Raw genomic sequence first — 23,109 nt, forward strand, 5'->3', positions numbered from 1 at the left:
GAATGGGACTACACGCGAGTTAATGCGAATAATTTAGCGCAGGGCATGTCCGTAAGAATAGGGCTACACGCACTAAACAAACAACAAAATTTATTGGGAATTTGCAACCGAAGAATATAGCTGCGGAGCGAGGGGTCTGTCCGAACGGATAGGTGATGGCACCGGGCTACGAACCGAGAGCCAGCCCCATTCTTCCTATTAAAAATATCAGCAGAATCAAAAAAAACACCCTGATAAACCTGCTGCCATATCTCAGCGCCAGGAAAACCCCGGTCAGGGAACCTGCAATATTACACAGGGCTACCACTCCACCTATTGCCCATAATACGTTGCCGGATGGCACAAAAAATATAAGGGCCGCGCTGAAAGTTCCTAAGTTGACCAGTTTTGCCGAAGCGGAGGCATTTAGAAAATCAAAACCAAAACACTTAACGAATACAAAGAGTAATAGGCTAGAGCATGTATGAGCAGTTTCGGAAAATGGGTGGAATTAGCGGATATGAATTCAGTGAATTACTGCCCATAAAAAACTCGTCTGGAATAAAAACGCCAAGTTTTCATCCTGCAACAAACAAGTTCGCAGTCTTGCTAACGGAACAGTTTAAAAAACTTTGATCTTTTCAATGCAGGATGGCTTGCGTGCAACGCTTGCCCGTTCTTGATCGAACATCATGGTCGGCTGTCAGGCCGCCATCGGGGGCAAGCCCCCTCCCACATTTGGATCCGCGGGGCATCAGTTCAGGCAGTCGTCGGCTGCCGAGCCGTCAGACTCCTGCCTTCAGTGGCCGCGCACTAGCGCACGGCTTCAAACAACCCAGTTGCCCCCATCCCGCCACCTACGCACATGGTGACGATGCCATAGCGCAAATCACGCCGTTGCAGCTCCCGCACCAGGTGGCCCACTTGCCGCGACCCGGTCATGCCGAAGGGATGGCCGATGGCGATGGAGCCGCCGTTGACGTTGTATCGGGCATTGTCGATTTCCAGGCGATTACGGGCGTACAGGCACTGTGAGGCAAACGCTTCATTGAGTTCCCACAGGTCGATATCCGCCACCTGCAAGCCTTTGGCCTTGAGCAGTTTAGGCACCGAGAACACCGGGCCGATGCCCATTTCGTCCGGCTCGCAACCGGCCACGGTAAACCCGCGAAAGAACGCCTTGGGCTTGAGCCCCAGCGCCAGGGCTTTTTCCAGGCTCATCACCAGGGTCATCGAGGCGCCGTCGGACAGCTGCGACGAGTTACCCGCCGTCACCGAACCGTCTTCGGCAAACACCGGCTTCAGGCTACTGAGGCTGGCCAGTGTGGTGTCGGGGCGATTGCAGTCGTCGCGGTCGACCACGCCATCGAGTACCTGCACCTGGCCGGTGTGCTTGTCTTCGACGCGGTACTTGACCGCCATCGGCACGATTTCATCGTCGAACAGGCCATCGGCCTGGGCCTGTGCCGTGCGCTGCTGGCTTTGCAGGGCGTACAGGTCCTGGTCCTCGCGGCTGACCTGGTAGCGCCGCGCGACGATTTCGGCGGTCTGGCCCATGGGCAAGTAGATACCGGGCACCTGCTCTTTGAGCAGCGGGTTGATCAGGTGGTCGGTGTTGACGCTCTTCATGGTCAGGCTGATGGATTCGACGCCGCCGGCGACGATGATGTCGCTGCAACCCGAGGCAATCTGGTTGGCCGCGATCGCAATGGCCTGCAAGCCCGACGAACAGAAACGGTTGAGCGTCATGCCCGCCGTGCCGGTGCCCAGCTGTGACATCACCGCCACGTTACGCCCGATGTTGTAGCCCTGGGCGCCTTCGTTGGAGCCGGCGCCGACGATGCAATCCTCCACCGTCGCCGGGTCGATGCCATTGCGGCTCAACAGCGCGTTGACGCAATGTGCCGCCATGTCATCAGGGCGAGTCTGGTTGAACTTGCCGCGAAAAGACTTGGCCAGGCCGGTTCGCACGCTGTCGACGATCACTACTTCACGCATGGGGCTACCTCGATCTTGTGGTTGTGGATCGAGGATAGAGCCGGGCCCTGGGCAGGCGCGATGATCATTCACTGCATGGATGCAAAAGCATGAGGCCGGGATGCGGTCTACCTGATGTGTGGAGATCAAATGTGGGAGGGGGCTTGCTCCCGATGGCGGTGTATCAGCCAGTAAATTCGCAGCTGACCCACCGCCATCGGGGGCAAGCCCCCTCCCACATTTGATTTGCGTTGTCAGGGATCACGCGCCAGGCAATGCCAGCTGCGGGTTGCCGAAGTGCGGCCACTGGCTTGAGTGAATGAGGTCAAACTGTGGGAGGGGGCTTGCCCCCGATGGCGGTGGGTCAGCTGCAAATTTGCTGACTGATACACCGCTATCGGGAGCAAGCCCCCTCCCACATTATTGAGCTAGACAGCCCGCTATTTCTTTTTCTTCTTATCGTGCTTGTCGCTCTTGGCAAACGCGTCTTCCAACGCGCGGTTGAGGGTGCGCAGCACCTTGATCCGCGCCCAGCGCTTGTCGTTGGCTTCTACCAGGGTCCAGGGCGCGATTTCAGTGCTGGTGCGGTCGACCATGTCGCCCACCGCCGCGCGGTAGTCGTCCCACTTGTCACGGTTGCGCCAGTCGTCCTCGGTGATCTTGAAGCGCTTGAAGGGAATCTCTTCGCGGGCCTGGAAACGCTCCAGCTGGGTGTCCTTGTCGATGGCCAGCCAGAACTTGACCACGATCACACCGGCATTGCGCAACTGCTCTTCGAAATCATTGATCTCGCCATAGGCGCGCATCCAATCGGTCGGGGTGCAGAAGCCTTCGATGCGTTCCACCAGCACCCGGCCATACCAGGAGCGGTCGAACACGGTGAACATGCCCCGCGCCGGGATCTTCTGCCAGAACCGCCACAGGTAGGGCTGGGCGCGCTCGTCTTCACTGGGCGCGGCAATCGGCACGATGTGGTACTGGCGCGGGTCCAGCGCGGCCGCTACACGGCGGATTGCCCCGCCCTTGCCGGCCGCGTCGTTGCCCTCGAACACACTCACCAGGGCGTGCTTGCGCATGCGTTTGTCGCGCATCAGGCCGGAGAAGCGCGCCTGTTCGGTAATCAGCTGTTCTTCGTAATCGTCCTTGTCCAGGCGCAGGCTCAGGTCGAGGCTGTCGAGCAGGCTTTTCTGGTCCACCGACGCGATCAACGGCGCCGGGTTCATGCCGCTGGCCTTGCCCTTGGGCAGTTTCAAGGCATTTTGCAGGCCCTCGAGCAGAATCTTGCCCACGGTGAGCCCACGGTAATTGGGGTCGACACCTTCGATCACATGCCACGGCGCATAGTCGCGGCTGGTACGGCGCAGCACGCGTTCGCCGAAATGCACGAATTTGTCGTAGGTCTCGGACTGCTGCCAGTCCAGCGGGCTGATGCGCCAACTGTGCAGCGGGTCATCGGCCAGCGCCTTGAGCCGCGCCTTCATCTGTTTCTTGGACAGGTGGAACCAGAACTTGAAGATCAGCGCACCTTCATCGCAGAGCATCTTCTCCAGGCGCTCGGCCCCGGCGATGGCCTGGTCGAGACGGGCGTCCTTGATCTGGTCGTGAACGCGGCTTTGCAGCATCTGGCTGTACCAGTTGCCGAAGAAAATCCCCATGCGCCCCTTGGCCGGTAATTGCCGCCAGTAGCGCCAGGCCGGTGGGCGCGCCAGTTCCTCATCGGTCTGCTGGTCGAAGGTGCGCACTTCGATCAGGCGCGGGTCCATCCACTCGTTGAGCAACTTGACCGTCTCGCCCTTGCCCGCGCCCTCGATACCGTTGATCAGGATGATCACCGGGAAGCGCTTCTGCTGCTGCAGCTCGTACTGCACTTCCAGCAGGGCTTCGCGCAGGGCCGGCACTGCGGCCTCAAAGGTGTCTTTGTCGATGGCGTGACCGATTTCGGCGGATTCGAACATGGGCAGCTCCGTTTCAAGATGGCTCAAGATTAGCGGATTGGGCAGCGGCACGCGGCAGGAAATTCCACCGAGGCTTGCCATGGCTCAATTCATGGCTCAATTCATGACGTGTCGATCGGCTAGAATGGCCGCCTGTGTTTGCCCGCTGTCTATTTATGAGCCGCCCATGACCCCCATCGCCCACGCCCAGCTCGACTGGGACGACCACGGCCGCCCGCATTCGCGGATGTTCGACGACGTGTATTTCTCCACCCAGTCAGGCCTTGAAGAAACCCGCTATGTGTTCCTGCAACAGAACCGTTTGCAGGAGCGCTTCGCCGCCTTGCCGGCGGGCGGGCGGTTGGTCATCGGCGAGACCGGCTTCGGCACGGGCTTGAATTTTTTGTGCGCCTGGCAACTGTTCGCCCAGCACGCGGTAGCCGGGGCCCGCCTGCATTTTGTCAGCGTGGAGAAATACCCGCTGAGCCACGCCGACCTGCGGCGCGCCCTGGGCCTGTGGCCGGAGCTGGCACCTTATGCCGAGCAATTACTGGCGCAGTACATCGCCATCCATCCAGGCTTCCAGCAGTTGGTGCTGGACCACGGCCGCGTGACCCTGACGCTGTTGATCGGCGATGCCCTGGAGCAATTGCCGCAACTGGATGCACAGGTCGATGCCTGGTTTCTCGACGGCTTCGCCCCGGCGAAAAACCCAGACATGTGGACCGCCGAGCTGTTCGCCGAACTGGCGCGCCTGGCAGCACCGGGCTCGACCATCAGCACCTTCACCAGCACCGGTTGGGTACGGCGGCTGATCAACGCCGCCGGGTTCAAGATGAAACGCACGCCGGGCATTGGCCATAAGTGGGAGATTTTGCGCGGGGAGTTTCTCGGTTGGCCCGAGCACACACCGCGTCCCGTCACCAGCGCGCCGTGGTTCGCCCGGCCGGCGCCCGTGCCGGGCGAACGCCGGGCCCTGGTGATCGGCGGTGGGCTGGCCGGATGCTGCACCGCAGCCAGTCTGGCCGCGCGGGGCTGGCAGGTGTGCCTGCTGGAACGTCACGCGGCCCTGGCCCAGGAAGCCTCGGGCAATCCGCAGGGCGTGCTGTACCTGAAACTGTCGGCCCATGGCACGGCGCTGTCACAGTTGATTGTCAGCGGCTTCGGCTACACCCGTCGGCTGCTGGAGCATTTGCAGCGCGGGGTGGACTGGGACGCCTGCGGTGTACTGCAACTGGCGTTCAATCCCAAGGAGGCCGAGCGCCAGGCCCAGCTGGCCGAGGCCTTCGCGCCGGACCTGCTGCACCGCGTGGATGCGGCCCAGGCCCAAGCCCACGCGGGGATACCGCTGGAGATGGGCGGGCTGTTTTTCCCTGAAGGCGGCTGGGTCAATCCGCCCGCCCTGTGCGCGTGGCAGGCGCGGCATCCCGGCGTGGAGGTGCGCTTGCATCAGGAGGCGCTCACCTTGCAGCGCGTCGACGGCCAATGGCAGGCCCGCAACGGTGACACGCTGGTCGCCAGCGCGCCCGTGGTGGTGCTTGCCGGTGCCGCCGAGATCAAGCGCTTTGCCTTCAGCGCCGCGCTGCCGCTCAAGCGGATTCGCGGGCAAATCACCTGCCTTGCGCAAACCGTCGAAAGCCGAGCGTTGAGCACGGTGGTCTGCGGGCAAGGTTATGTTGCGCCGGCACGTTTGGGCGAACACACCCTGGGCGCCAGTTTCGATTTCAAGAGCGAGGACCTCACCCCGACCCTCGCCGAACACGCCGATAACCTGACGCTGCTGCGGGAAATTTCCCCGGCCCTGCTGCACGCCTTGCACGCCGACACTCAGCCGCTTGAAACCCTGGAAGGCCGAGCGGCCTTCCGCTGCACCAGCCCCGACTATCTGCCCATTGTCGGCCCGCTGGCCGATGCAAGCGCGTTTGCCGAGGCGTATGGCGTATTGGCCAAGGACGCCCGCCAGGTACCCGATACGCCGTGCCCGTGGCTGGACGGTGTGTACATCAACAGCGGCCATGGTTCTCGCGGCCTGATCACCGCGCCTTTATCGGCGCAACTGCTGGCGGCGTGGCTGGATAACGAACCGCTGCCGTTGCCCGTCAGCGTTGCCCAGGCCTGTCATCCCAATCGGTTTGCCCTGCGCGAACTGATTCGCGGCAAAGCGCGACCAGCGCCCTGAGCGCAAAACGGCGAAAGCGGCGGCGCCATTAGCCAAAGTCCACTTATAACTTATCGTTCTAAAACTCCCGGGTTGTGCCTGGGGTCAGTTTCTGGGTAAGCGCCCTTTTGGTGCGTATTGAGTATTGACCCCTCCCCAACGGAAAAACCGGTAAGGAACTTATGTGTGGATTAGCTGGCGAGTTACGCTTTGATCATCAACCTGCCGACCTGGCAGCCGTGGAACGCATCACGCATCACCTCGCCCCTCGTGGCCCCGACGCCTGGGGCTTCCATGCCCAAGGGCCGATTGCCCTGGGCCATCGCCGCCTGAAAATCATGGACCTGTCGGACGGCTCCGCCCAACCGATGGTCGACGCCCAACTGGGCTTGTCCCTGGCGTTCAACGGCGCGATTTACAATTTCCCGGAACTGCGCCAAGAGCTGGAAGCCTTGGGCTATGCCTTCTATTCCGGCGGCGACACCGAAGTGCTGCTCAAGGGCTATCACGCCTGGGGCGAAGCGCTGCTGCCTAAGCTCAATGGCATGTTTGCCTTTGCCATCTGGGAGCGCGATGCCCAGCGTCTGTTCATCGCCCGCGACCGCCTCGGCGTAAAGCCCCTGTACCTGTCGCGCACCGGCCAGCGCCTGCGCTTTGCCTCGGCGTTGCCGGCGCTGCTCAAGGGCGGCGATATCAACCCGATTCTCGATCCGGTCGCACTCAACCATTACCTCAATTTTCACGCCGTGGTGCCTGCGCCGCGCACGCTGCTGGCGGGCATTGAAAAGCTGCCGCCAGCGAGCTGGATGCGCATCGAGGCGAACGGCAAGACCGAACAGCAAACCTGGTGGACCCTGCCCTATGGTCCCCGTGATGACGAAAAAAACCTGAGCCTGGAAGACTGGACCGACCGCGTGCTCGACAGCACCCGCGAAGCCGTGGCTATCCGTCAACGCGCGGCGGTTGACGTCGGCGTGCTGCTTTCCGGTGGCGTCGACTCGAGCATGCTGGTCGGCCTGCTGCGCGAAGTGGGCGTCGAAGACTTGTCGACCTTCTCCATCGGTTTTGAAGACGCCGGCGGCGAGCGCGGCGACGAGTTCCAGTATTCGGACTTGATCGCCAAGCACTACGGCACCCGTCACCACCAATTGCGCATCGCCGAAAGCGAGATCATCGAGCAGCTGCCAGCGGCCTTCCGCGCCATGAGCGAGCCGATGGTCAGCCACGACTGCATCGCCTTCTATCTGCTCTCGCGGGAAGTGGCTAAGCATTGCAAGGTGGTACAGAGCGGCCAGGGCGCCGACGAATTGTTCGCCGGCTACCACTGGTACCCGCAGGTGGACGGCGCCAGCGACCCGTATGCGGCGTACCGCGAGGCATTTTTCGACCGCAGCTACGACGACTATGCCGCCACCGTCGCGCCGAAATGGCTGACCGCCAACGACGCCGCCGGGGACTTCGTGCGCGAACATTTCGCGATGCCGGGCGCGGACGCTGCGGTAGACAAGGCCCTGCGCCTGGACAGCACGGTGATGCTGGTGGACGACCCGGTCAAACGCGTCGACAACATGACCATGGCCTGGGGCCTGGAGGCGCGCACGCCGTTTCTCGACTACCGCCTGGTGGAACTCTCGGCCCGCGTGCCGGGCAAGTTCAAGTTGCCCGACGGCGGCAAGCAGGTGCTCAAGGAAGCCGCGCGCCGCGTGATCCCCAGCGAAGTCATCGACCGCAAGAAAGGCTACTTCCCGGTGCCAGGCCTCAAGCATTTACAGGGCGACACCTTCAACTGGGTACGCGAGCTGTTGCTGGACCCGAGCCAGGACCGTGGCCTGTTCAACCCCGCCATGCTTGACCGCTTGCTGACGGACCCACAGGGCCAATTGACCCCGTTGCGCGGCTCCAAGCTGTGGCAACTGGCGGCGCTGAACCTGTGGCTCAGCGAACAAGGAATCTGATCGATGAAACCTAACGCTGCGGCATATAGCCAACGCTTACTCAAGGGCCAGGCGCCGACCTACGAGCGCCTGCAGGCCCGGCTTGCCGAAGACGGCAGCGCCCAAGGCCCCGACCCGATTGCCGTGCATTGCGGCTGGGGCCGCTTGCTGATCGGGCATACCTTCCCAGACCCCGCCAGCCTCGCCCAGGAGCTGCTCAACGAGCAGCCCGGCGAGCGTGACATCGCGCTGTATGTAGCCGCACCCCAGCAGATCCTGGGGATCGATCCGCAGCAGCTGTTCCTCGACCCTTCCGACACCCTGCGCCTGTGGTTTAGCGATTACCGCCCGGCCACGCGGGTGTTTCGCGGCTTTCGTATCCGTCGGGTACAAAGCGAGGCCGACTGGCAGGCGGTGAACCTGCTGTACCAGGGACGCGGCATGTTGCCCATCGACCCTGAACGCCTGACCCCGCGCCATCAAGGTGGCCCGGTGTACTGGCTGGCAGAAGACGAAGACAGCGGCGCGATCATCGGCAGCGTGATGGGCCTGAACCACCAGAAGGCCTTTCACGACCCGGAAAACGGTTGCAGCCTGTGGTGCCTGGCGGTAGACCCGCAATGCACGCGCCCCGGTGTGGGTGAAGTACTGGTGCGCCACCTGGTGGAACACTTCATGAGCCGTGGCTTGAGCTACCTGGACCTGTCGGTGCTGCACGATAACCGCCAGGCCAAGAGCCTCTATGCCAAGCTCGGTTTCCGCGCACTGACCACCTTTGCGATCAAGCACAAGAATGGCATCAACCAGCCGCTGTTTCTCGGCCCTGGGCCACAGGCAGGGTTCAATCCTTATGCGCGCATCATCGTCGAAGAAGCCCATCGACGCGGTATCGATGTGCACGTGGACGATGCCGATGCCGGTCTGTTCACCCTCAGCCACGGCGGGCGCCGCGTGCGTTGCCGGGAGTCGTTGAGCGACCTGACCAGTGCCATCAGCATGACCTTGTGCCAGGACAAGAGCCTGACCCACAAGGTGCTCAAGGCCGCCGGTTTGCAGCTGCCTTCGCAACAGCTGGCCGGCAGCGCCGATGACAACCTGGAATTTCTCGACGAGCACCAACGCATCGTGGTCAAGCCGCTGGATGGCGAGCAGGGCCAAGGCGTGGCGGTGGACCTGCGGACTATCGAGGAAGTACAAGCGGCGATTGACGCGGCGCGCCAGTTCGACAGCCGGGTGCTGCTCGAAAGCTTCCACGAAGGCCTGGACCTGCGCATCCTGGTGATCGGTTTTGAAGTGGTCGCCGCCGCGATCCGTCGCCCGGCCGAAGTGATCGGCGATGGTCAGCATTCGATCCGTGCCTTGATCGAAGCCCAGAGCCGGCGGCGCCAGGCCGCTACCGACGGCGAAAGCAAGATCCCGCTGGACGCGGAAACCGAGCGCACCCTGAAAGCCGCCGGGTATGACTACCAGAGCATCCTGCCACGCGGCGTGCAATTGGCCGTGCGTCGCACCGCCAACCTGCACACCGGCGGCTGCCTGGAAGACGTCACGGCGATCCTGCACCCGACCCTGGTGGACGCCGCCGTGCGCGCCGCCCGGGCGCTGGATATTCCCATGGTCGGCCTGGACCTGCTGGTGCCTGCAGCGGATCAACCCGACTACGTGTTCATTGAAGCCAATGAACGGGCCGGATTGGCCAATCATGAACCGCAACCTACCGCTGAGAAGTTTGTGGATTTGTTGTTTCCACATAGTCAGCCGGCCACCTGACCTCTGATCGTTCCCACGCTCCGCGTGGGAATGCCTCAAGGGACGCTCTGCGTCCGTTGTTGTGACGCGCAGCGTCACGGGCTGCATTCCCACGCAGAGCGTGGGAACGATCGCCCTCAACCCATCAGGAGTTTCCATGACCCGAACCATTCCCGAACCGGATCTCGCCTACTTGCAGAAAGTCCTGCTGGAAATGCTCGCCATTCCCAGCCCCACCGGGTTTACCGACACCATCGTGCGCTACGTCGCCGAACGCCTGGAAGAACTCGGCATCCCGTTTGAAATGACTCGGCGCGGCACGATTCGCGCCACCCTCAAGGGCCAGAAGAACAGCCCTGACCGCGCCGTCTCCGCGCACCTGGACACCATCGGCGCCGCCGTACGGGCGATCAAGGACAACGGCCGCCTGACGCTGGCGCCGGTCGGCTGCTGGTCGAGCCGTTTTGCCGAAGGCAGCCGCGTCAGCCTGTTCACCGACAACGGGGTGATTCGCGGTAGCGTGTTGCCATTGATGGCTTCCGGGCACGCGTTCAACACCGCCGTGGATGAGATGCCGGTGAGCTGGGACCACGTCGAATTGCGCCTGGACGCCTACTGCGCGACCCGCGCCGACTGCGATTCCCTGGGGATCAGCATCGGTGACTACGTGGCGTTCGACCCACTGCCGGAATTCACCGAAAGCGGTCACATCAGCGCGCGTCACCTGGACGACAAAGCCGGCGTCGCCGCCCTGCTCGCCGCGCTCAAGGCAATCATCGACAGCGGCGAACCCTTGCTTATCGATTGCCACCCGCTGTTCACCATCACCGAGGAAACCGGCAGCGGCGCGGCCGCCGCCCTGCCCTGGGATGTCAGTGAGTTCGTCGGTATCGATATCGCCCCGGTCGCCCCCGGCCAGCACTCCAGCGAACACGCGGTGAGCGTGGCGATGCAGGATTCCGGCGGGCCGTATGACTATCACCTGTCACGGCACTTGCTGCGCCTGGCGGCGGATAACGACCTGCCGGTGCGCCGTGACCTGTTCCGCTATTACTTCAGCGATGCGCATTCGGCAGTGACCGCCGGGCATGACATCCGCACCGCGCTGCTGGCATTCGGTTGCGATGCCACTCACGGTTACGAGCGCACCCATATCGACAGCCTGGCGGCCCTCAGTCGGCTGCTCGGCGCCTACATCCTCAGCCCACCGGTCTTTGCCAGCGATGCGCAACCGGCCCAAGGCTCCCTGGACCGCTTCAGCCATCAGATCGAGCATGAGACGCACATGGAGAGCGATACCCGCGTGCCGTCGGTGGACAGCCTGGTCGGCCAGAAGTCCGACGCCGACAACAGCTGATACTGGCAACCAAGGTCCCGGCACAGTAGCATCGCCGGGACCTGACACCTGAGGCTTGTATGCTGATTCCCTACGACGCGCTTGAAGTCGACACCCTGACCCGCCTCATCGAGGATTTCGTTACCCGCGATGGCACCGACAATGGCGACGACACACCGCTGGAAACCCGCGTATTGCGCGTACGCCAGGCACTGACCAAGGGCCAGGCGTTGATCGTGTTCGATCCGGACAGCGAACAATGCCAGTTGATGCTCAAGCACGACGTGCCCAAGCACCTGTTTGACTGACGGCGAGGCTAAGGGGTAGGTACCGGCACCGGATGAGTGGCGCTGGCCTGGCGTTCGAGGATTTTGCGGTAGACCTCAGCGCGATGCACGCTGATCCCTACGGGCGCTTCGATGCCAAATTTCACCTGGCGCCCGTTGATTTCGAGAATGTGCAAGACGATGTCATCGCCGATGGCGATGGTTTCGCCTACAACACGGCTTAAGACCAGCATGGCGGGTGTCCTTTTCGAGTGTCTGGCCCCCGACCTTGCTCGCTTGAAGCGTAACCAGCAATGGCACGCGGCCAAATCAGGCGTCACCTACATGGAGAGGTAATTTACCTGACAGACCGCATCCAGATCAGGCTTTGGTAGCCTGCGCCTTGGCGCGCATTTTATCGGCCATCAGCGTCATCTCGTCATACAGCAACTGCGGGTTTTTCTGCTTGAGCGTCCACGCCATCCGCCCCTGCTCGTGGGGCAGAATCATGAACTCACCGGCAGCCACGCGTTGATAAATGTAGTCGGCGATCTGCGTCGCCGAGATCGGTGAACTCTCGAGCAACTTGCCCACCTGCGCCTTCATCGCCGGGGTCGGCCCACGGAATGAATCGAGCAGATTGGTCTGGAAAAACGACGGGCATACCACATGCACGCCGATTTCCTGCTGCTTGAGTTCCACCAGCAGACTTTCCGACAGCGCCACCACACCGGCCTTGGCCACGTTGTAGTTGCTCATGGCCGGCCCCTGCATCAGCGCGGCCATCGAGGCGATGTTGATGATGCGCCCCTTGCTCTTTTCAAGCAGCGGCAGGAACGCCTTGCAGCCCTTGACCACGCCCATCAGGTTGATTGCGATCTGCCAGTCCCAGTCTTCAAGAGATAACTCGGCAAAGAACCCACCGGACGCCACGCCGGCGTTATTGACGATGATATCGATGCCGCCAAGCTTCACCTCGCAGGCCTGGGCGAACGCGGTGAGCTGGCTGTAGTCACGCACATCGCAGCGCTGGGTGAAACCATCGCCACCGGCTTCGCGCACCAGCCTGAGGGTTTCCTGCAAGCCAGTTTCGCTGACATCCGACAAGGCCAGCTGCCAACCCTCGCGGGCCCAGCGCAGAGCGATTTCACGACCCAGGCCGGACCCGGCGCCAGTGATCATCATGCGGTTTTGCATAGGAAGTAGCCTTGTGGTTCACCAGAGGAGTGACCGGCAGTGTAGCGAAGGTTTTTGCCGCGCCCACGCACCATCAGAGTGATGAATGCCCCAGGCAAACCGCGGGCTCGGTCGGATGCGCGCGCATAGCCTAAGTTCAATATTTTTCAATTAAGTTGATGTATTTGCGCAGGTGTTAAAAGAAATAAGCGAGCAACCAAATTGCTTAAAAAAAATACGGAATTTTCTGTGAAGTGACAGAGTCGGAGTTGTTAAGCCGTCCATAATCAAGTGGACGAGACTCCCGCTGAATAACCGGTCTTTACGCAAGGCCTATAAGGAATAAAACCATGAGCCTGATCCTGATCATTATCCTGATTCTACTGCTGGTCGGCGGCCTGCCAGTGTTCCCGCACTCGCGTAACTGGGGTTATGGCCCGTCGGGTATCCTGGGCGTAGTGCTGGTCGTTCTGCTGGTGCTGTTGCTGCTCGGCAAGATATAAACGCTGCGTACGCAGATAAAAAAAGAGGCCTCGATTGAGGCCTCTTTTTTTTTGCCGATGCGTTAGTCCGGCTTACCGTCTACGACGCCTGCGGTGTTATCCAGCAGGCTCTTGGTGGCGGTTTGCAGGAACGACTCGAGTTTCTGCTTCAGCACCGCTTCGTCGGGCGATTCGGCGATTACTTTGCCGGTCGGGTTGGCGCCCAGTTCGTATTGCCACAGTTTGGGTGGCATTTCCTTGGGCAAGACCAGCACGCGGTCAGCCGTGAGCAGGGCGACGGTCTGGTCGCTGCCCGACGGTTTGATCACGCCGAAGCCTTTGTCGCCTTCCGGCAGGTTGAGCAGGTCGCGGCCCCAGCACTGGTGCAGGGTGTCACCGCCCAGGCGGCCCATGATGGTCGGGACAATATCGATCTGTGTGCCCACGGTGTGGTCACGCTCGCCGAACTTTTCCTGCATGCCCGGCGCGATCATCAGCATCGGTACATTGAAACGGCCCAGGTCCATCTCGGTGATCTGCTGCTCGTTACCGAAGCCGTGGTCACCCACCACCACGAACAGGGTTTCCTTGAAGTACGGCTCCTTGCGGGCCTTCTCGAAGAACTGGCCCAACGCCCAATCGGAGTAACGCATGGCGGTCAAATGCTCGTTGAGGCTGCCACGGTCAGTGACTTTCTCGACCGGCAATGGCGTCGGCAACGCGTACGGGGTGTGGTTGGACAGGGTTTGCAGCAGCGCGTAGAACGGCTTGCCGCCTTCGCGGGCTTTCAGTTCTTCCAGGCCACGGTTGAACATGTCCTGGTCGGACACGCCCCAGGTCGGGTCGGAAAACACCGGGTTGACGAAGTCATTGCGGCCAATGAAGTTGGTCATGCCCTGGTTGCTGAAGAAGCCCGACTGGTTGTCCCAGGCGAAGTCGCCGTTGTAGACATACACATCGTCGAAATCACGCGCGCTGAGCAACTGCGGCAGGCCCGACAGCTTGTGGCTGCCTTCGGGGGTCTGCATCAGGTATTCGAAGCCCGGCAGGTTCGGGAAGCAGGCCATGGTGGCGAACATACCCTGGTGGGTGTGGGTACCGTTGGAGAAGAAGCGATCGAACAGCAGGCCTTCCTTGGACAACTTGTCGAAGTACGGCGTGATGTTGCCTGGACGGCCCAGGGCGCCCACCGAGTGACCGGCGAAGCTTTCCATCAGGATCACTACCACGTTCTTGATCGGCAGGGTCTTCTCGGCCGGTGGCGTGAAATCGCGGCGCACGGCAGCTGTGTCGGTATCCACCAGTTTTTCGCTCGGCAGTACCAGCATGTCCCGCACGGTCTGGGTGGCCAGCGGTTGCTCCAGGGTGGCCTTCCAGATGTTGGAACGCTCTTCGGAGAAGCGCGACTTGGCCGCAGCGATCAGCGACAGCGTGCCATTGAGGCCAAGCTGGTTGGCGAAGTTCGAATCAGTGGTGTAGACATCCCCCCAACGCAGCGGCGGCCCCTGGCGCAGGGTGCCGCGGATGGCGACCACCGCGACCAGCAGGCACACCACGAACACCGCGATGCGGCTGTACCACGGCGCCACCGGGCGCGTGCCGATGCTGCCGCCACTGAACGGGCCACGCGGGCGCGTTGCGCGGTCGGCGCCCTTGAAGGCCATGCTCAGGATCAGCGTGCCCACGGCCCAGGCCAACAGGTAACGCACCACCGGGAACCCGTACCAGAGCATGCTCATCACGGTTTTCGGGTCTTCCTTCACATACTGGAAGACCAGGCCGTTGAGGCGCTGGTGGAATTCACGGTAGAAGTCCATCTCCATCAGGCCGAGGAACAGCGCGATGCTGGACGCGACGGTCAACCACAAGCGGAAGAACCCACGCGCCGCCATAGCCCGTACGCTGAACAACGCCAACAGCAGCGGGATCAGCAGGTACATCACCAGGCGGATATCCAGGCGCAGGCCATTGGCGAACGCTTCCAGGAAGGTCGAGGCCGGTGTGTCGAGGATCATCTCGCGGTTGTAGACCAGCAACGCCAGGCGCAGCAGGGAGAACATCACCATCATGACCAGTGCGCAAAGCAGCGTGTACGCCAGATGGGATTTGACGGTCGGTTGCAGCAGGCGATTTGAAGCGCGCGGCTGATTCAGGGCGTCCGGGTTTGCCATGTCGTTTTAGGACCCATTGGAAGTTGAAGTTGCGAAATAATGCAGTGGCGTCCGTCCCTCGCCCAGGCTGGCCGGGGTGGGCGGTTAACGCGGTGGGGCAAATGGTGCCCGATCAACGGCATCAACGCTATAAATTACTGAACGAGCGCCGCCGCCGTGCCTTTATGGGCACTTGGGGATAGAGCCTTGGCAGCGGAACCCTTGGCAGCGGAACAATGCGGGCGAATTGTCTTGGATGGGATGTGAAAATTTCGTGCAGCGAATATTTCGACACACAAATCTCCCATCCTCAATGAAAGCAAATGTGGGAGGGGGCTTGCCCCCGATGGCGGTGGGTCAGCACTGGATAGAGTGACTGTCACTACGCCATCGGGGGCAAGCCCCCTCCCACATTATTGTGCTCACTCTGGATTTGAAGTGAGCGAGCGATCAGATGCGCACGTTACCGCGCGGCCCGGCGATCGCCCAGATGATCAGGCCCAGTACCGGCAGCAGCAGGATCAGCAAAATCCACAGCACCTTGGCGCCCGTGCTCGCGCCGCTTTTGAACACGTTGATGATCGCCCAGATATCCAGCGCGAGGATGATCAGGCCAATCAGGCCGTTGAAAGTGGAACCCATGGTGTCGCTCCTAAGTGAGGGCATGCCCTTGTAGGATAGTCAGCCCTGGCCGGGGTTCCGTTTTATTTCAGACGTGTACGGCAATCTTCAAGGCTTCCAGCGACGGTTCGGCCTGGATGCCGACCTCGGCGCACAGCTCCAGCACGCGCGGCAGGTCATTGCCGAACACCAGCACGGCCTGGATTTCGTCATCGAGCAACTGGCTGAAGTTGAGCAGCACATAGCCGCCGTCTTCCGGGCTCAGAGCGCTCATTTGGATCTGGATGCGGTTGAGGGCCGTCAGGTCTTCGGTCTTCGCCAGTTGCTTGGGCTTGAGGTTGAATGCCACGCCCGGACCAAACGAGGCGACGATCTGGGCAAACAGGTCGGCGTAGGTGTCGGCCTGGAACAGCACGGTGTCCGGCAGGCTGCCGATGACCACCCACTCCCCCAGCGGAATCGGGAAGGTGTCGTCGTAGTTGATATCCGGATTGGCCGCCAGAAAAGCCGCAGGGTCCGCGTAGGCCTGAGCCGCTTCGTCGGCGATACGCACCACCTCGTCCTCGGCCATGACGCCGGCGCTGATTTTGCTGATGAGTTCGACGAGAGCGGTTTTCATGGGGTGGTCCTGTGACGGGCGGGTTTTCGAGGGCGCGTAGCCTACACCAGTTTTTGCAACAACGCCGCCGTATCCACGGCCCCCATGGTCTGCGCCGCTGCCAGCGCCGTCGCGTCCTGGGCGTCGGTAGCCTTGGGATTGGCCCCTTGGCCGAGCAGGTATTCGAGCATTTCGACGCGGTTGAACATGGCCGCCATCATCAATGCCGTGCGCCCATCCGAAGAAGCCGCTTCAATCGGGGTTCCGCCCTCGATCAGCGCCTTGACCACGGCCAGGTTGCCCTTGAAGGCCGCACCGGCAATCGGCAGTTGGTTCTTATCGTTGGCAATCAGGGGATCGGCCTTGAACTCCAGCAGCACTTTTACTGCCTCGGCATGGCCGTGGTAGGCCGCAAGCATCAGCAACGTGTCACCGTTGTGATTCCGAAAGTTGGCCGGCAAGCCTTTGGTCAAGAGCGCTGCGAGCATGGCGGCGTCGCCTTTGCGGGCGACGTCGAAGACTTGCTCGGCGAATTCGGCGGCTTCGTCTTCGGTCATCTGTTTGGGCTGAGTCGACATGTAGGGCTCCTGTGTGATGCTGTATATGGCGCCCAGTGTCGCGATGGAGTTCCCTGCTGTCATGGCTTTTTTGTCAAAAATGCCGATAGGCACAATCAATAGCGAACGTGGTGCCAGCCCTTCTTTAGCTGTACACGCGGGATTTAAACTGAGTCGTCTCCCGATTAGCGCCTGCGGCCTGAATGGAATTTATCCGCGAAACCCACGGTCATAATCGGTAGGAAAAACGCATTGCGCGCAAAAAGTAACCGGTTGGATAACGCAAAATGCAGGATGCACGATAGCTCTTCATGCAAATTGCACGAAAACGAAAATCCTGAAAAATTATAAATTATTGATTTATAAGGATTTTTTAAGACACTCAATACTGGCACAATCACTGCACCTCTCACTCCATGCTTGCCCACTTGAGCCAATGGAGCTGATAGACATGAGCCTGATCCAAGATAAATTCGCTTCGGTATTTTCCAACTACGACGTCACCACCCAGCCACGTCCGGACGGCGGCATCCTGTTGACCCTGCGCAACAGCGAAGGCAAGCAGGTGAAACGCTCGATCTCGTATCAGCAGTTGCACACCGCCGACCAACTCACTTGGGTGATCAGCGCGATCCGCCGCGACCTGGCCGAGCAAGCCAGTGAACTGCCGCAAATTTCGATGCTGCAAAGCCAGAACCGCTTTGCCTTGCCGACCTACCACTCGGCATAAGCTTCACCCAGCTACAGAGGGCTGCGACGCCGTTGAGCGTCGCGGCCCTTTTTTATGCCGTCAGCACAGGCCCTGGCGCGCCGCCTCATTCATCGCCTGCACGCGGTTATTCACATCGAGCTTGCCGTAGATATTGCGCAGATGGAATTTGACCGTGGCCTCCGAGGTGCAGCGAATCCTGCTCATCTCCCATATGGTCTTACCTTCGGAGGCCCACCGCAGGATCTGCAGCTCCGTCTTGGTCAGGGGCTTGCCGAGCAAACTCAAGCGTCTTCTGATAACCGTCGGCAAAACGTCCAACGGCTGAGATAACTCCTCGGGGCGATTCATTACTTTCTCCTTTTTTATATGCTGATGCGCTGTCACCCTTCGGATTCTTCCTATAGACAGCGACATAAACATTGAACGAGGAGAGAGTTACATAACTGGCGAAATGAGAGAGCAAGGCCGAGGATAAACAGCCAAGCCCTACATGTATTTAGGCTTCTTCCCACAGCACATTCCAACTTGCCGGGGTTGAACATTTAAAATGTCTTGCATTAGTCGTCCAGCTTGGCAAAGTCACGGGCGATGTCATTACCGGTCAAGGTCGGCACCGAACCCTCTGCAGTATTGAACATATGCAGCGCGACAAAATGCGGGTTCTCGCCCATGTCGAACCAATGGGGCATGTTGGCGGGCACGATCAGCAGGTCGTTCTTTTCACACCGCACGCCGTAGACATAATCGCCAATGCGCAACGCGAACAATCCCTGGCCAGCGATGAAGCCGTGCGCTTGATCTTCACGGCAGGTGTGCTCGCTCAGGCGCTCGGCCCACAACGTGTCTTTATCGGGATGATCATCGGTCACGCTGATCACCTTGACGCGGGCGTAGCCAAGCGCTTCGATCTGCGACTGATACGCCGCAATCATCTGCGCCTCGCTGGCGCCCTTTTCCAGCGCGCCGGGCTGCCAGCGCGCAAAGCGCACGCCTTTTTCGGCCAGGGTTGACTGAATGTCGTCGAAGTGGGTCAGCACTTTGTTCGGGGTGTCGGGTGTAGTGAGGGGGTAGACAGCGACGTAGCTCATTGCACGGCTCCTTGGTTCGGCTCTTGCAATCGAAGGCCAATGATAACGGCGGCAGCCAGGGCCGCGATGCTGGCGATACTGAAGGTGAGGGTCGGGCCCAGCAGGTTCCAGCTATAACCGGCATACAGCGCACCCAGCGCACCGCCGGTGCCGGCCAGTGCGGCGTAAAGCGCCTGGCCCTGGCCTTGCTGGCGATCGCCGAAACTGCGCTGCACGAAGGCGATGGCCGCCGCATGGAAACTGCCGAACGTGGCGGCATGCAGCACTTGCGCCAACAGCAGCACCCAGAAAAATTCGGCAAACGCACCGAGCAGCAACCAGCGCAGTGCTGCCAGCAGGAAACTGGCCAGCAGTACCCGGCGCACGGAAAAGCGCGTCAGGATGCGACTCATGCCCAGGAACATCAACACCTCCGCCACCACCCCGAGCGCCCACAGCAGGCCGATCACGCCACGGCTGTAGCCCAGGTGTTCCAGGTGCAGCGTGAGGAAGGTGTAATACGGGCCATGACTCATCTGCATCAGCGCCACGCAGGCATAGAAGGCCAGCACGCCGGGGCTGCGCAATTGGCGGATAAACCCGTCACCGGCCAGGCGCTTGCCGTGGCTGGTGGGCTGCGCATTCGGCACCCACAGGCTGGCGCCGATGATGCCGGCCATGATCACCACGACCACCACCGGGTAGATATCCACGCTCAGCCAGTCGAACAGGCGGCCCATGATCACGACGGTGAGGATAAAGCCAATGGAGCCCCACAAGCGTATCTGGCTATAGCGCGAGGTTTGCTGTTGCAGGTGAGCGAGGGTGATCACTTCGAACTGCGGCAGTACCGCGTGCCAGAAGAACGCGTGCAAGGCCATGACCAGGGCCAGCCAGGCGTAAGTCTTGCTGACGAAAATCAGCGAGAAACTCAACAGCGTGCACACCGCGCCAAAGCGCACGATGGCCAGGCGTCGCCCGGTGTAATCGCCCAGCCAGCCCCAGAGATTGGGCGCCACGCAACGCATCAGCATGGGGATGGCCACCAGCTCGCCGATACGCGCGCTGGAAAAGCCCAGGTGATCGAAGTACAACGCCAGGAATGGCGCCGTCGCCCCGAGCAGGGCGAAGTAGAACAGGTAAAAGCTGGAGAGGCGCCAATAAGGGAGGGCTGTCACCTTCAGCCCTTCACAGTTGGCCCAGTACCGGCGTACTCACCTGCACATCAGCGTTTTGCCCGCGGTTGCGCAGCAGGTGGTCCATCAACACGATGGCCATCATTGCCTCGGCAATCGGCGTGGCGCGGATGCCGACGCACGGGTCGTGGCGGCCTTTGGTGATCACGTCCACCGGGTTGCCATGCACATCGATCGAGCGGCCCGGCGTGGTGATGCTCGACGTGGCCTTGAGCGCCAGGTGCGCCACGATCGGCTGGCCCGAGGAGATACCGCCGAGGATGCCGCCGGCGTTGTTGCTGAGGAAACCCTGCGGGGTCATCTCATCGCGATGCTCGGTGCCGCGTTGGGCCACACAGGCGAAACCGGCGCCGATTTCCACACCCTTGACCGCATTGATGCTCATCAGTGCATGGGCCAGTTCAGCGTCGAGACGGTCGAAGATCGGCTCGCCCAGGCCCGGCTTGACGCCCTCGGCCACCACGGTGATCTTGGCACCGACCGAATCCTGATCGCGGCGCAACTGGTCCATGTAGGCTTCCAGTTCTGGCACCTTGTCCGGGTCGGGGCAGAAGAAGGCGTTGTCTTCGACGCTGTCCCAGGTCTTGAACGGGATTTCAATCGGGCCGAGCTGGCTCATATAGCCACGGATGACGATGCCCTGGGTTGCCAGGTATTTCTTGGCGATGGCACCGGCCGCCACGCGCATCGCGGTTTCGCGGGCCGAGCTGCGGCCGCCACCACGGTAGTCGCGTTCGCCGTATTTGTGATGGTAGGTGTAGTCGGCGTGGGCCGGGCGGAACAGGTCCTTGATCGCCGAGTAGTCCTTGGACTTCTGGTCGGTATTGCGGATCAGCAGGCCGATGGCGCAGCCGGTGGTGCGGCCTTCGAACACACCGGAGAGGATCTCGACTTCATCGGGTTCCTGGCGCTGGGTGGTGTGACGGCTGGTGCCGGGCTTGCGACGGTCCAAGTCACTTTGCAGGTCTTCCAGAGACAGCTCGAGGCCGGGCGGGCAGCCGTCGACAATGGCGACCAACGCCGGGCCATGGCTTTCGCCCGCGGTGGTGACAGTGAACAGCTTGCCGAAGGTATTGCCGGACATGCAGGGCGCTCCGTGAAGTCAGTTGAAACAAGTCAACCGTAATAACTTAAGGCGGCCAGTATACGCAGGCTAACCCACTAGTTCATCCTCGAAACCTTACCGGTAGACGTTGGTCCAACCGGCACCTCTCCAATGATGGCGCGATGATGCTGCGAGTTTTGCTGTTCACCCTCACCTTGTTTACCGTCGCGGCCCAGGCCGCCTCCCCTGTCGTGCTGCAACGGCCGATCAGCCTGGACACCGGCAGCGGTGAGCTGTTTGGCTCGCTGCTACTGCCGCAGTCCGAGCAACCCGTGCCGGTGGTGCTGATCATCGCCGGCTCAGGCCCCACCGACCGCAACGGCAACAGCGCCGATGGCGCGCACAATGACAGCCTCAAGCGCCTGGCCTGGGTGCTGGCCCGGCACAATATCGCCAGCGTGCGCTATGACAAACGCGGCGTGGCCGCCAGCCTCGCCGCGACCCCTGATGAACGCAACCTGACCCTCGACGCCTACGTGTCCGACGCCGTGGCCTGGGGCAAGTTGCTCAAGGCCGACAAGCGCATGGGCCCGCTGATCGTGCTGGGCCACAGTGAGGGCGCGCTGGTCGCCGCCCTCGCCGCGCCGCAATTGAGTCCGGCCGGGGTGATTTCCCTGTCCGGCAGCGCCCGCCCGGTCGACCAGGTGATTCGCCAGCAACTGGCCGATCACCTGCCCCCGGCCCTGCTGCTGCGCAGTAACGACATTCTCGACCACCTCAAGGCCGGCCAGGTGGACGCCGATGTGCCGCGCCCGCTGGAAGGTATTTTCCGACCCAGCGTGCAGCCTTATCTGATCAGCCTGTTCCGCGCCGATCCGTCGGCGGCCTTTGCACGGCTGACCATGCCCGCCCTGATCATTCAGGGCACCAACGACATCCAGGTCGGCGTCGGCGATGCCCAGCAGCTGAAAAAAGCCAAGCCGGACGCGCAGTTGACCGTGATCGAAGGCATGAACCATGTCATGCGCATCGTGCCCAACAACGTCAAGCAGCAACTGGCGTCCTACAACGACCCGAAATTGCCCCTCGCCGCCGAACTGGGCGAGCGGATAGTGCGCTTTATCGACGGACTTACCTCTCGTTAAGCGGCAATTGGCCTCCAGTCCTGAAGAAAGCGGCCGATAAGCCCTGAGTCGACCGTAAAAAGACGGTCGGCTCGCAGGGCTTGGACAGGATCGCGCCGCATGACAACCACAGAAGCAACCCCAGAATCCACAGCCGACATCCCGGCTGAAACCGAGGCCGCCGCAGCAGCGGCGCTGCCCTGGGCGGACGTGCACGCCGAACATTTCAAGATGCTGCGCCTCGCCCCGCTGGCCACCGACCGTGCGACCGGCGCGCGGCCATTGCGCTTTGTGCAGTTCGGTTATGCCGAGCGCCATGACTCGCATCACAGCCTGTTGCGCATGGTCATCCAATTGCCCGGCCAGCGCGTACGCCGCGAGCAGAACCAGCTGGATATCTGGGTAGATCACGATAAACATCGCGTGCACTTCGGCCCGGGTAACAGCCTGGAAATCGAACCGGTCAACCGCGGTCTTGGCCGTTTCCTGGTCGCCCAGGCCGCTGCATGGGCCAAGAAGAAGTGGTCACACTACCGCGTTGACGGCGTGGACCTGGCCAACAAGGACGCGCTCAACGAAGCCACGCGCCTGCGCCGCGATCACTTCCTGCGCATCCAGGGTTTTGACGTGGCCTACGCCGACGTACAACACCTCAAGGGTAACGTGCAGCCGGGCAAGGTCAGCGAGGTGCTGGACAGTTGGAACACCGAGAAGGTGCAATTCGTCGAAATCCTCGAAGCCGCGCAGATGCTGCAACAGGCCGAGCACAACCTGGCCGAGCACGAAGTGAGACTGCGCAAGGAAGAGGAAAAGGTCACCAAGTTCAAGCGCGAGGACAGCGGGTTGCGCTTTACCATCACCTGCCTGGTGGCGTTTACGGTGTTTCAGGCGGGACTGTTGATCTGGATCGCCACGCACCGCTAGCAGGGTGAAATGCGATCAACCTGTGGGAGGGGGCTTGCTCCCGATAAGGGTGTGTCAGTACTGCATCTGTAGCTGACACACCGCTATCGGGAGCAAGCCCCCTCTCACATTGACCACATGGCTC

At 61.4% G+C, this 23,109-nt stretch carries 21 protein-coding genes and 1 pseudogene; 9 read left to right on the top strand and 13 right to left on the bottom strand.

What is annotated here, in order from left to right; all coding sequences use genetic code 11:
- Window positions 1-166: 166 nt before the first annotated feature.
- From C4J84_RS17140 to pap, 3 genes and pseudogenes are all read right to left on the bottom strand, one after another.
- Window positions 167-442, bottom strand: a pseudogene (locus C4J84_RS17140) (TSUP family transporter); the annotation flags it as partial.
- 350 nt (window positions 443-792) lie between these two features.
- Window positions 793-1,977 carry a thiolase family protein gene (locus C4J84_RS17145; protein ID WP_124435790.1) on the bottom strand — a complete coding sequence of 395 codons (1,185 nt, stop codon included), beginning with the start codon at window positions 1,975-1,977 and terminating at the stop codon, window positions 793-795.
- Window positions 1,978-2,396: 419 nt separating this feature from the next.
- Window positions 2,397-3,911 carry a polyphosphate:AMP phosphotransferase gene (gene pap / locus C4J84_RS17150; protein ID WP_124407779.1) on the bottom strand — a complete coding sequence of 505 codons (1,515 nt, stop codon included), beginning with the start codon at window positions 3,909-3,911 and terminating at the stop codon, window positions 2,397-2,399.
- A 166-nt stretch (window positions 3,912-4,077) separates the two neighbouring features.
- On the opposite strand from pap, the gene mnmC reads away from it, so the two are divergent.
- From mnmC to C4J84_RS17175, 5 genes are all read left to right on the top strand, one after another.
- Window positions 4,078-6,069 (top strand): bifunctional tRNA (5-methylaminomethyl-2-thiouridine)(34)-methyltransferase MnmD/FAD-dependent 5-carboxymethylaminomethyl-2-thiouridine(34) oxidoreductase MnmC, encoded by a 1,992-nt coding sequence (gene mnmC, locus C4J84_RS17155; RefSeq protein ID WP_124435791.1) that lies wholly within the window; start codon window positions 4,078-4,080, stop codon window positions 6,067-6,069.
- 161 nt (window positions 6,070-6,230) lie between these two features.
- Entirely contained in the window at window positions 6,231-8,003 is a 1,773-nt protein-coding gene (locus C4J84_RS17160; RefSeq protein ID WP_124371359.1) for an N-acetylglutaminylglutamine amidotransferase, read from the top strand.
- Between the two features lie 3 nt (window positions 8,004-8,006).
- Window positions 8,007-9,752 (top strand): N-acetylglutaminylglutamine synthetase, encoded by a 1,746-nt coding sequence (gene ngg / locus C4J84_RS17165; RefSeq protein ID WP_124435792.1) that lies wholly within the window; start codon window positions 8,007-8,009, stop codon window positions 9,750-9,752.
- Window positions 9,753-9,888: 136 nt separating this feature from the next.
- A complete protein-coding gene (locus C4J84_RS17170) occupies window positions 9,889-11,088 on the top strand; it encodes an osmoprotectant NAGGN system M42 family peptidase (protein WP_124371361.1) in 1,200 nt (399 codons plus the stop codon).
- A 59-nt stretch (window positions 11,089-11,147) separates the two neighbouring features.
- A complete protein-coding gene (locus tag C4J84_RS17175; protein WP_003236706.1) occupies window positions 11,148-11,375 on the top strand; it encodes a YheU family protein in 228 nt (75 codons plus the stop codon).
- Window positions 11,376-11,383: 8 nt separating this feature from the next.
- On the opposite strand, the gene csrA is transcribed toward C4J84_RS17175, so the two are convergent.
- Together csrA and C4J84_RS17185 are read right to left on the bottom strand one after the other, a co-directional pair.
- A complete protein-coding gene (gene csrA, locus C4J84_RS17180) occupies window positions 11,384-11,587 on the bottom strand; it encodes a carbon storage regulator CsrA (protein ID WP_124371362.1) in 204 nt (67 codons plus the stop codon).
- 127 nt (window positions 11,588-11,714) lie between these two features.
- Window positions 11,715-12,530, bottom strand: a complete 816-nt coding sequence (locus tag C4J84_RS17185; RefSeq protein WP_124371363.1) for an SDR family oxidoreductase — start codon at window positions 12,528-12,530, stop codon at window positions 11,715-11,717.
- 329 nt (window positions 12,531-12,859) lie between these two features.
- Here C4J84_RS17185 and C4J84_RS17190 point away from each other — a divergent pair, with 329 nt between their 5' ends.
- Window positions 12,860-13,012 carry a DUF3309 family protein gene (locus tag C4J84_RS17190; protein ID WP_003192767.1) on the top strand — a complete coding sequence of 51 codons (153 nt, stop codon included), beginning with the start codon at window positions 12,860-12,862 and terminating at the stop codon, window positions 13,010-13,012.
- Window positions 13,013-13,074: 62 nt separating this feature from the next.
- Here the strand turns inward: C4J84_RS17190 and C4J84_RS17195 are convergent, their stop codons facing one another.
- The 4 genes from C4J84_RS17195 to C4J84_RS17210 all read right to left on the bottom strand — a co-directional run bounded on the left by C4J84_RS17195 (window position 13,075) and on the right by C4J84_RS17210 (window position 16,938).
- Entirely contained in the window at window positions 13,075-15,162 is a 2,088-nt protein-coding gene (locus C4J84_RS17195) for an LTA synthase family protein (protein ID WP_124435793.1), read from the bottom strand.
- Window positions 15,163-15,591: 429 nt separating this feature from the next.
- Window positions 15,592-15,783, bottom strand: coding sequence for a PLDc N-terminal domain-containing protein (locus C4J84_RS17200; RefSeq protein ID WP_003172956.1), 192 nt, complete (start codon window positions 15,781-15,783; stop codon window positions 15,592-15,594).
- A 67-nt stretch (window positions 15,784-15,850) separates the two neighbouring features.
- Window positions 15,851-16,381, bottom strand: a complete 531-nt coding sequence (locus C4J84_RS17205) for a hypothetical protein (RefSeq protein WP_124371365.1) — start codon at window positions 16,379-16,381, stop codon at window positions 15,851-15,853.
- Window positions 16,382-16,422: 41 nt separating this feature from the next.
- Window positions 16,423-16,938, bottom strand: a complete 516-nt coding sequence (locus tag C4J84_RS17210; RefSeq protein WP_124435794.1) for an ankyrin repeat domain-containing protein — start codon at window positions 16,936-16,938, stop codon at window positions 16,423-16,425.
- Between the two features lie 430 nt (window positions 16,939-17,368).
- Here C4J84_RS17210 and C4J84_RS17215 point away from each other — a divergent pair, with 430 nt between their 5' ends.
- Window positions 17,369-17,647, top strand: a complete 279-nt coding sequence (locus C4J84_RS17215; RefSeq protein WP_003172952.1) for a DUF3509 domain-containing protein — start codon at window positions 17,369-17,371, stop codon at window positions 17,645-17,647.
- 60 nt (window positions 17,648-17,707) lie between these two features.
- Here C4J84_RS17215 and C4J84_RS17220 read toward each other — a convergent pair whose 3' ends face one another.
- The 4 genes from C4J84_RS17220 to aroC form a co-directional block, all read right to left on the bottom strand.
- A complete protein-coding gene (locus tag C4J84_RS17220; RefSeq protein WP_124367793.1) occupies window positions 17,708-17,977 on the bottom strand; it encodes a response regulator transcription factor in 270 nt (89 codons plus the stop codon).
- Between the two features lie 209 nt (window positions 17,978-18,186).
- Window positions 18,187-18,717, bottom strand: coding sequence for an acireductone dioxygenase (locus C4J84_RS17225; protein WP_124435795.1), 531 nt, complete (start codon window positions 18,715-18,717; stop codon window positions 18,187-18,189).
- Window positions 18,714-19,874, bottom strand: a complete 1,161-nt coding sequence (locus C4J84_RS17230) for an MFS transporter (RefSeq protein WP_124435796.1) — start codon at window positions 19,872-19,874, stop codon at window positions 18,714-18,716. The genes C4J84_RS17225 and C4J84_RS17230 overlap by 4 nt, the downstream gene beginning before the upstream one ends.
- Window positions 19,875-19,884: 10 nt before the next feature.
- On the bottom strand, window positions 19,885-20,976 hold the full coding sequence (aroC, locus tag C4J84_RS17235; protein WP_124435797.1) for a chorismate synthase: 1,092 nt from the start codon (window positions 20,974-20,976) through the stop codon (window positions 19,885-19,887).
- A 143-nt stretch (window positions 20,977-21,119) separates the two neighbouring features.
- On the opposite strand from aroC, the gene C4J84_RS17240 reads away from it, so the two are divergent.
- Window positions 21,120-22,082 carry an alpha/beta hydrolase gene (locus C4J84_RS17240; protein ID WP_124435798.1) on the top strand — a complete coding sequence of 321 codons (963 nt, stop codon included), beginning with the start codon at window positions 21,120-21,122 and terminating at the stop codon, window positions 22,080-22,082.
- A 99-nt stretch (window positions 22,083-22,181) separates the two neighbouring features.
- Entirely contained in the window at window positions 22,182-22,985 is an 804-nt protein-coding gene (locus C4J84_RS17245) for a hypothetical protein (protein ID WP_124407789.1), read from the top strand.
- Window positions 22,986-23,109 lie beyond the last annotated feature (124 nt).

The organism is Pseudomonas sp. R11-23-07 (assembly GCF_003852295.1).
Classification (GTDB): Bacteria; Pseudomonadota; Gammaproteobacteria; order Pseudomonadales; family Pseudomonadaceae; genus Aquipseudomonas.

What these genes read in the sequence shown, in the direction of transcription:
- C4J84_RS17145 (WP_124435790.1), bottom strand. Translation starts at nt 1,977, where the DNA reads ATGCGTGAAGTAGTGATCGTCGACAGCGTGCGAACCGGCCTGGCCAAG.
- pap (WP_124407779.1), bottom strand. Translation starts at nt 3,911, where the DNA reads ATGTTCGAATCCGCCGAAATCGGTCACGCCATCGACAAAGACACCTTT.
- mnmC (WP_124435791.1), top strand. Translation starts at nt 4,078, where the DNA reads ATGACCCCCATCGCCCACGCCCAGCTCGACTGGGACGACCACGGCCGC.
- C4J84_RS17160 (WP_124371359.1), top strand. Translation starts at nt 6,231, where the DNA reads ATGTGTGGATTAGCTGGCGAGTTACGCTTTGATCATCAACCTGCCGAC.
- ngg (WP_124435792.1), top strand. Translation starts at nt 8,007, where the DNA reads ATGAAACCTAACGCTGCGGCATATAGCCAACGCTTACTCAAGGGCCAG.
- C4J84_RS17170 (WP_124371361.1), top strand. Translation starts at nt 9,889, where the DNA reads ATGACCCGAACCATTCCCGAACCGGATCTCGCCTACTTGCAGAAAGTC.
- C4J84_RS17175 (WP_003236706.1), top strand. Translation starts at nt 11,148, where the DNA reads ATGCTGATTCCCTACGACGCGCTTGAAGTCGACACCCTGACCCGCCTC.
- csrA (WP_124371362.1), bottom strand. Translation starts at nt 11,587, where the DNA reads ATGCTGGTCTTAAGCCGTGTTGTAGGCGAAACCATCGCCATCGGCGAT.
- C4J84_RS17185 (WP_124371363.1), bottom strand. Translation starts at nt 12,530, where the DNA reads ATGCAAAACCGCATGATGATCACTGGCGCCGGGTCCGGCCTGGGTCGT.
- C4J84_RS17190 (WP_003192767.1), top strand. Translation starts at nt 12,860, where the DNA reads ATGAGCCTGATCCTGATCATTATCCTGATTCTACTGCTGGTCGGCGGC.
- C4J84_RS17195 (WP_124435793.1), bottom strand. Translation starts at nt 15,162, where the DNA reads ATGGCAAACCCGGACGCCCTGAATCAGCCGCGCGCTTCAAATCGCCTG.
- C4J84_RS17200 (WP_003172956.1), bottom strand. Translation starts at nt 15,783, where the DNA reads ATGGGTTCCACTTTCAACGGCCTGATTGGCCTGATCATCCTCGCGCTG.
- C4J84_RS17205 (WP_124371365.1), bottom strand. Translation starts at nt 16,381, where the DNA reads ATGAAAACCGCTCTCGTCGAACTCATCAGCAAAATCAGCGCCGGCGTC.
- C4J84_RS17210 (WP_124435794.1), bottom strand. Translation starts at nt 16,938, where the DNA reads ATGTCGACTCAGCCCAAACAGATGACCGAAGACGAAGCCGCCGAATTC.
- C4J84_RS17215 (WP_003172952.1), top strand. Translation starts at nt 17,369, where the DNA reads ATGAGCCTGATCCAAGATAAATTCGCTTCGGTATTTTCCAACTACGAC.
- C4J84_RS17220 (WP_124367793.1), bottom strand. Translation starts at nt 17,977, where the DNA reads ATGAATCGCCCCGAGGAGTTATCTCAGCCGTTGGACGTTTTGCCGACG.
- C4J84_RS17225 (WP_124435795.1), bottom strand. Translation starts at nt 18,717, where the DNA reads ATGAGCTACGTCGCTGTCTACCCCCTCACTACACCCGACACCCCGAAC.
- aroC (WP_124435797.1), bottom strand. Translation starts at nt 20,976, where the DNA reads ATGTCCGGCAATACCTTCGGCAAGCTGTTCACTGTCACCACCGCGGGC.
- C4J84_RS17240 (WP_124435798.1), top strand. Translation starts at nt 21,120, where the DNA reads ATGATGCTGCGAGTTTTGCTGTTCACCCTCACCTTGTTTACCGTCGCG.
- C4J84_RS17245 (WP_124407789.1), top strand. Translation starts at nt 22,182, where the DNA reads ATGACAACCACAGAAGCAACCCCAGAATCCACAGCCGACATCCCGGCT.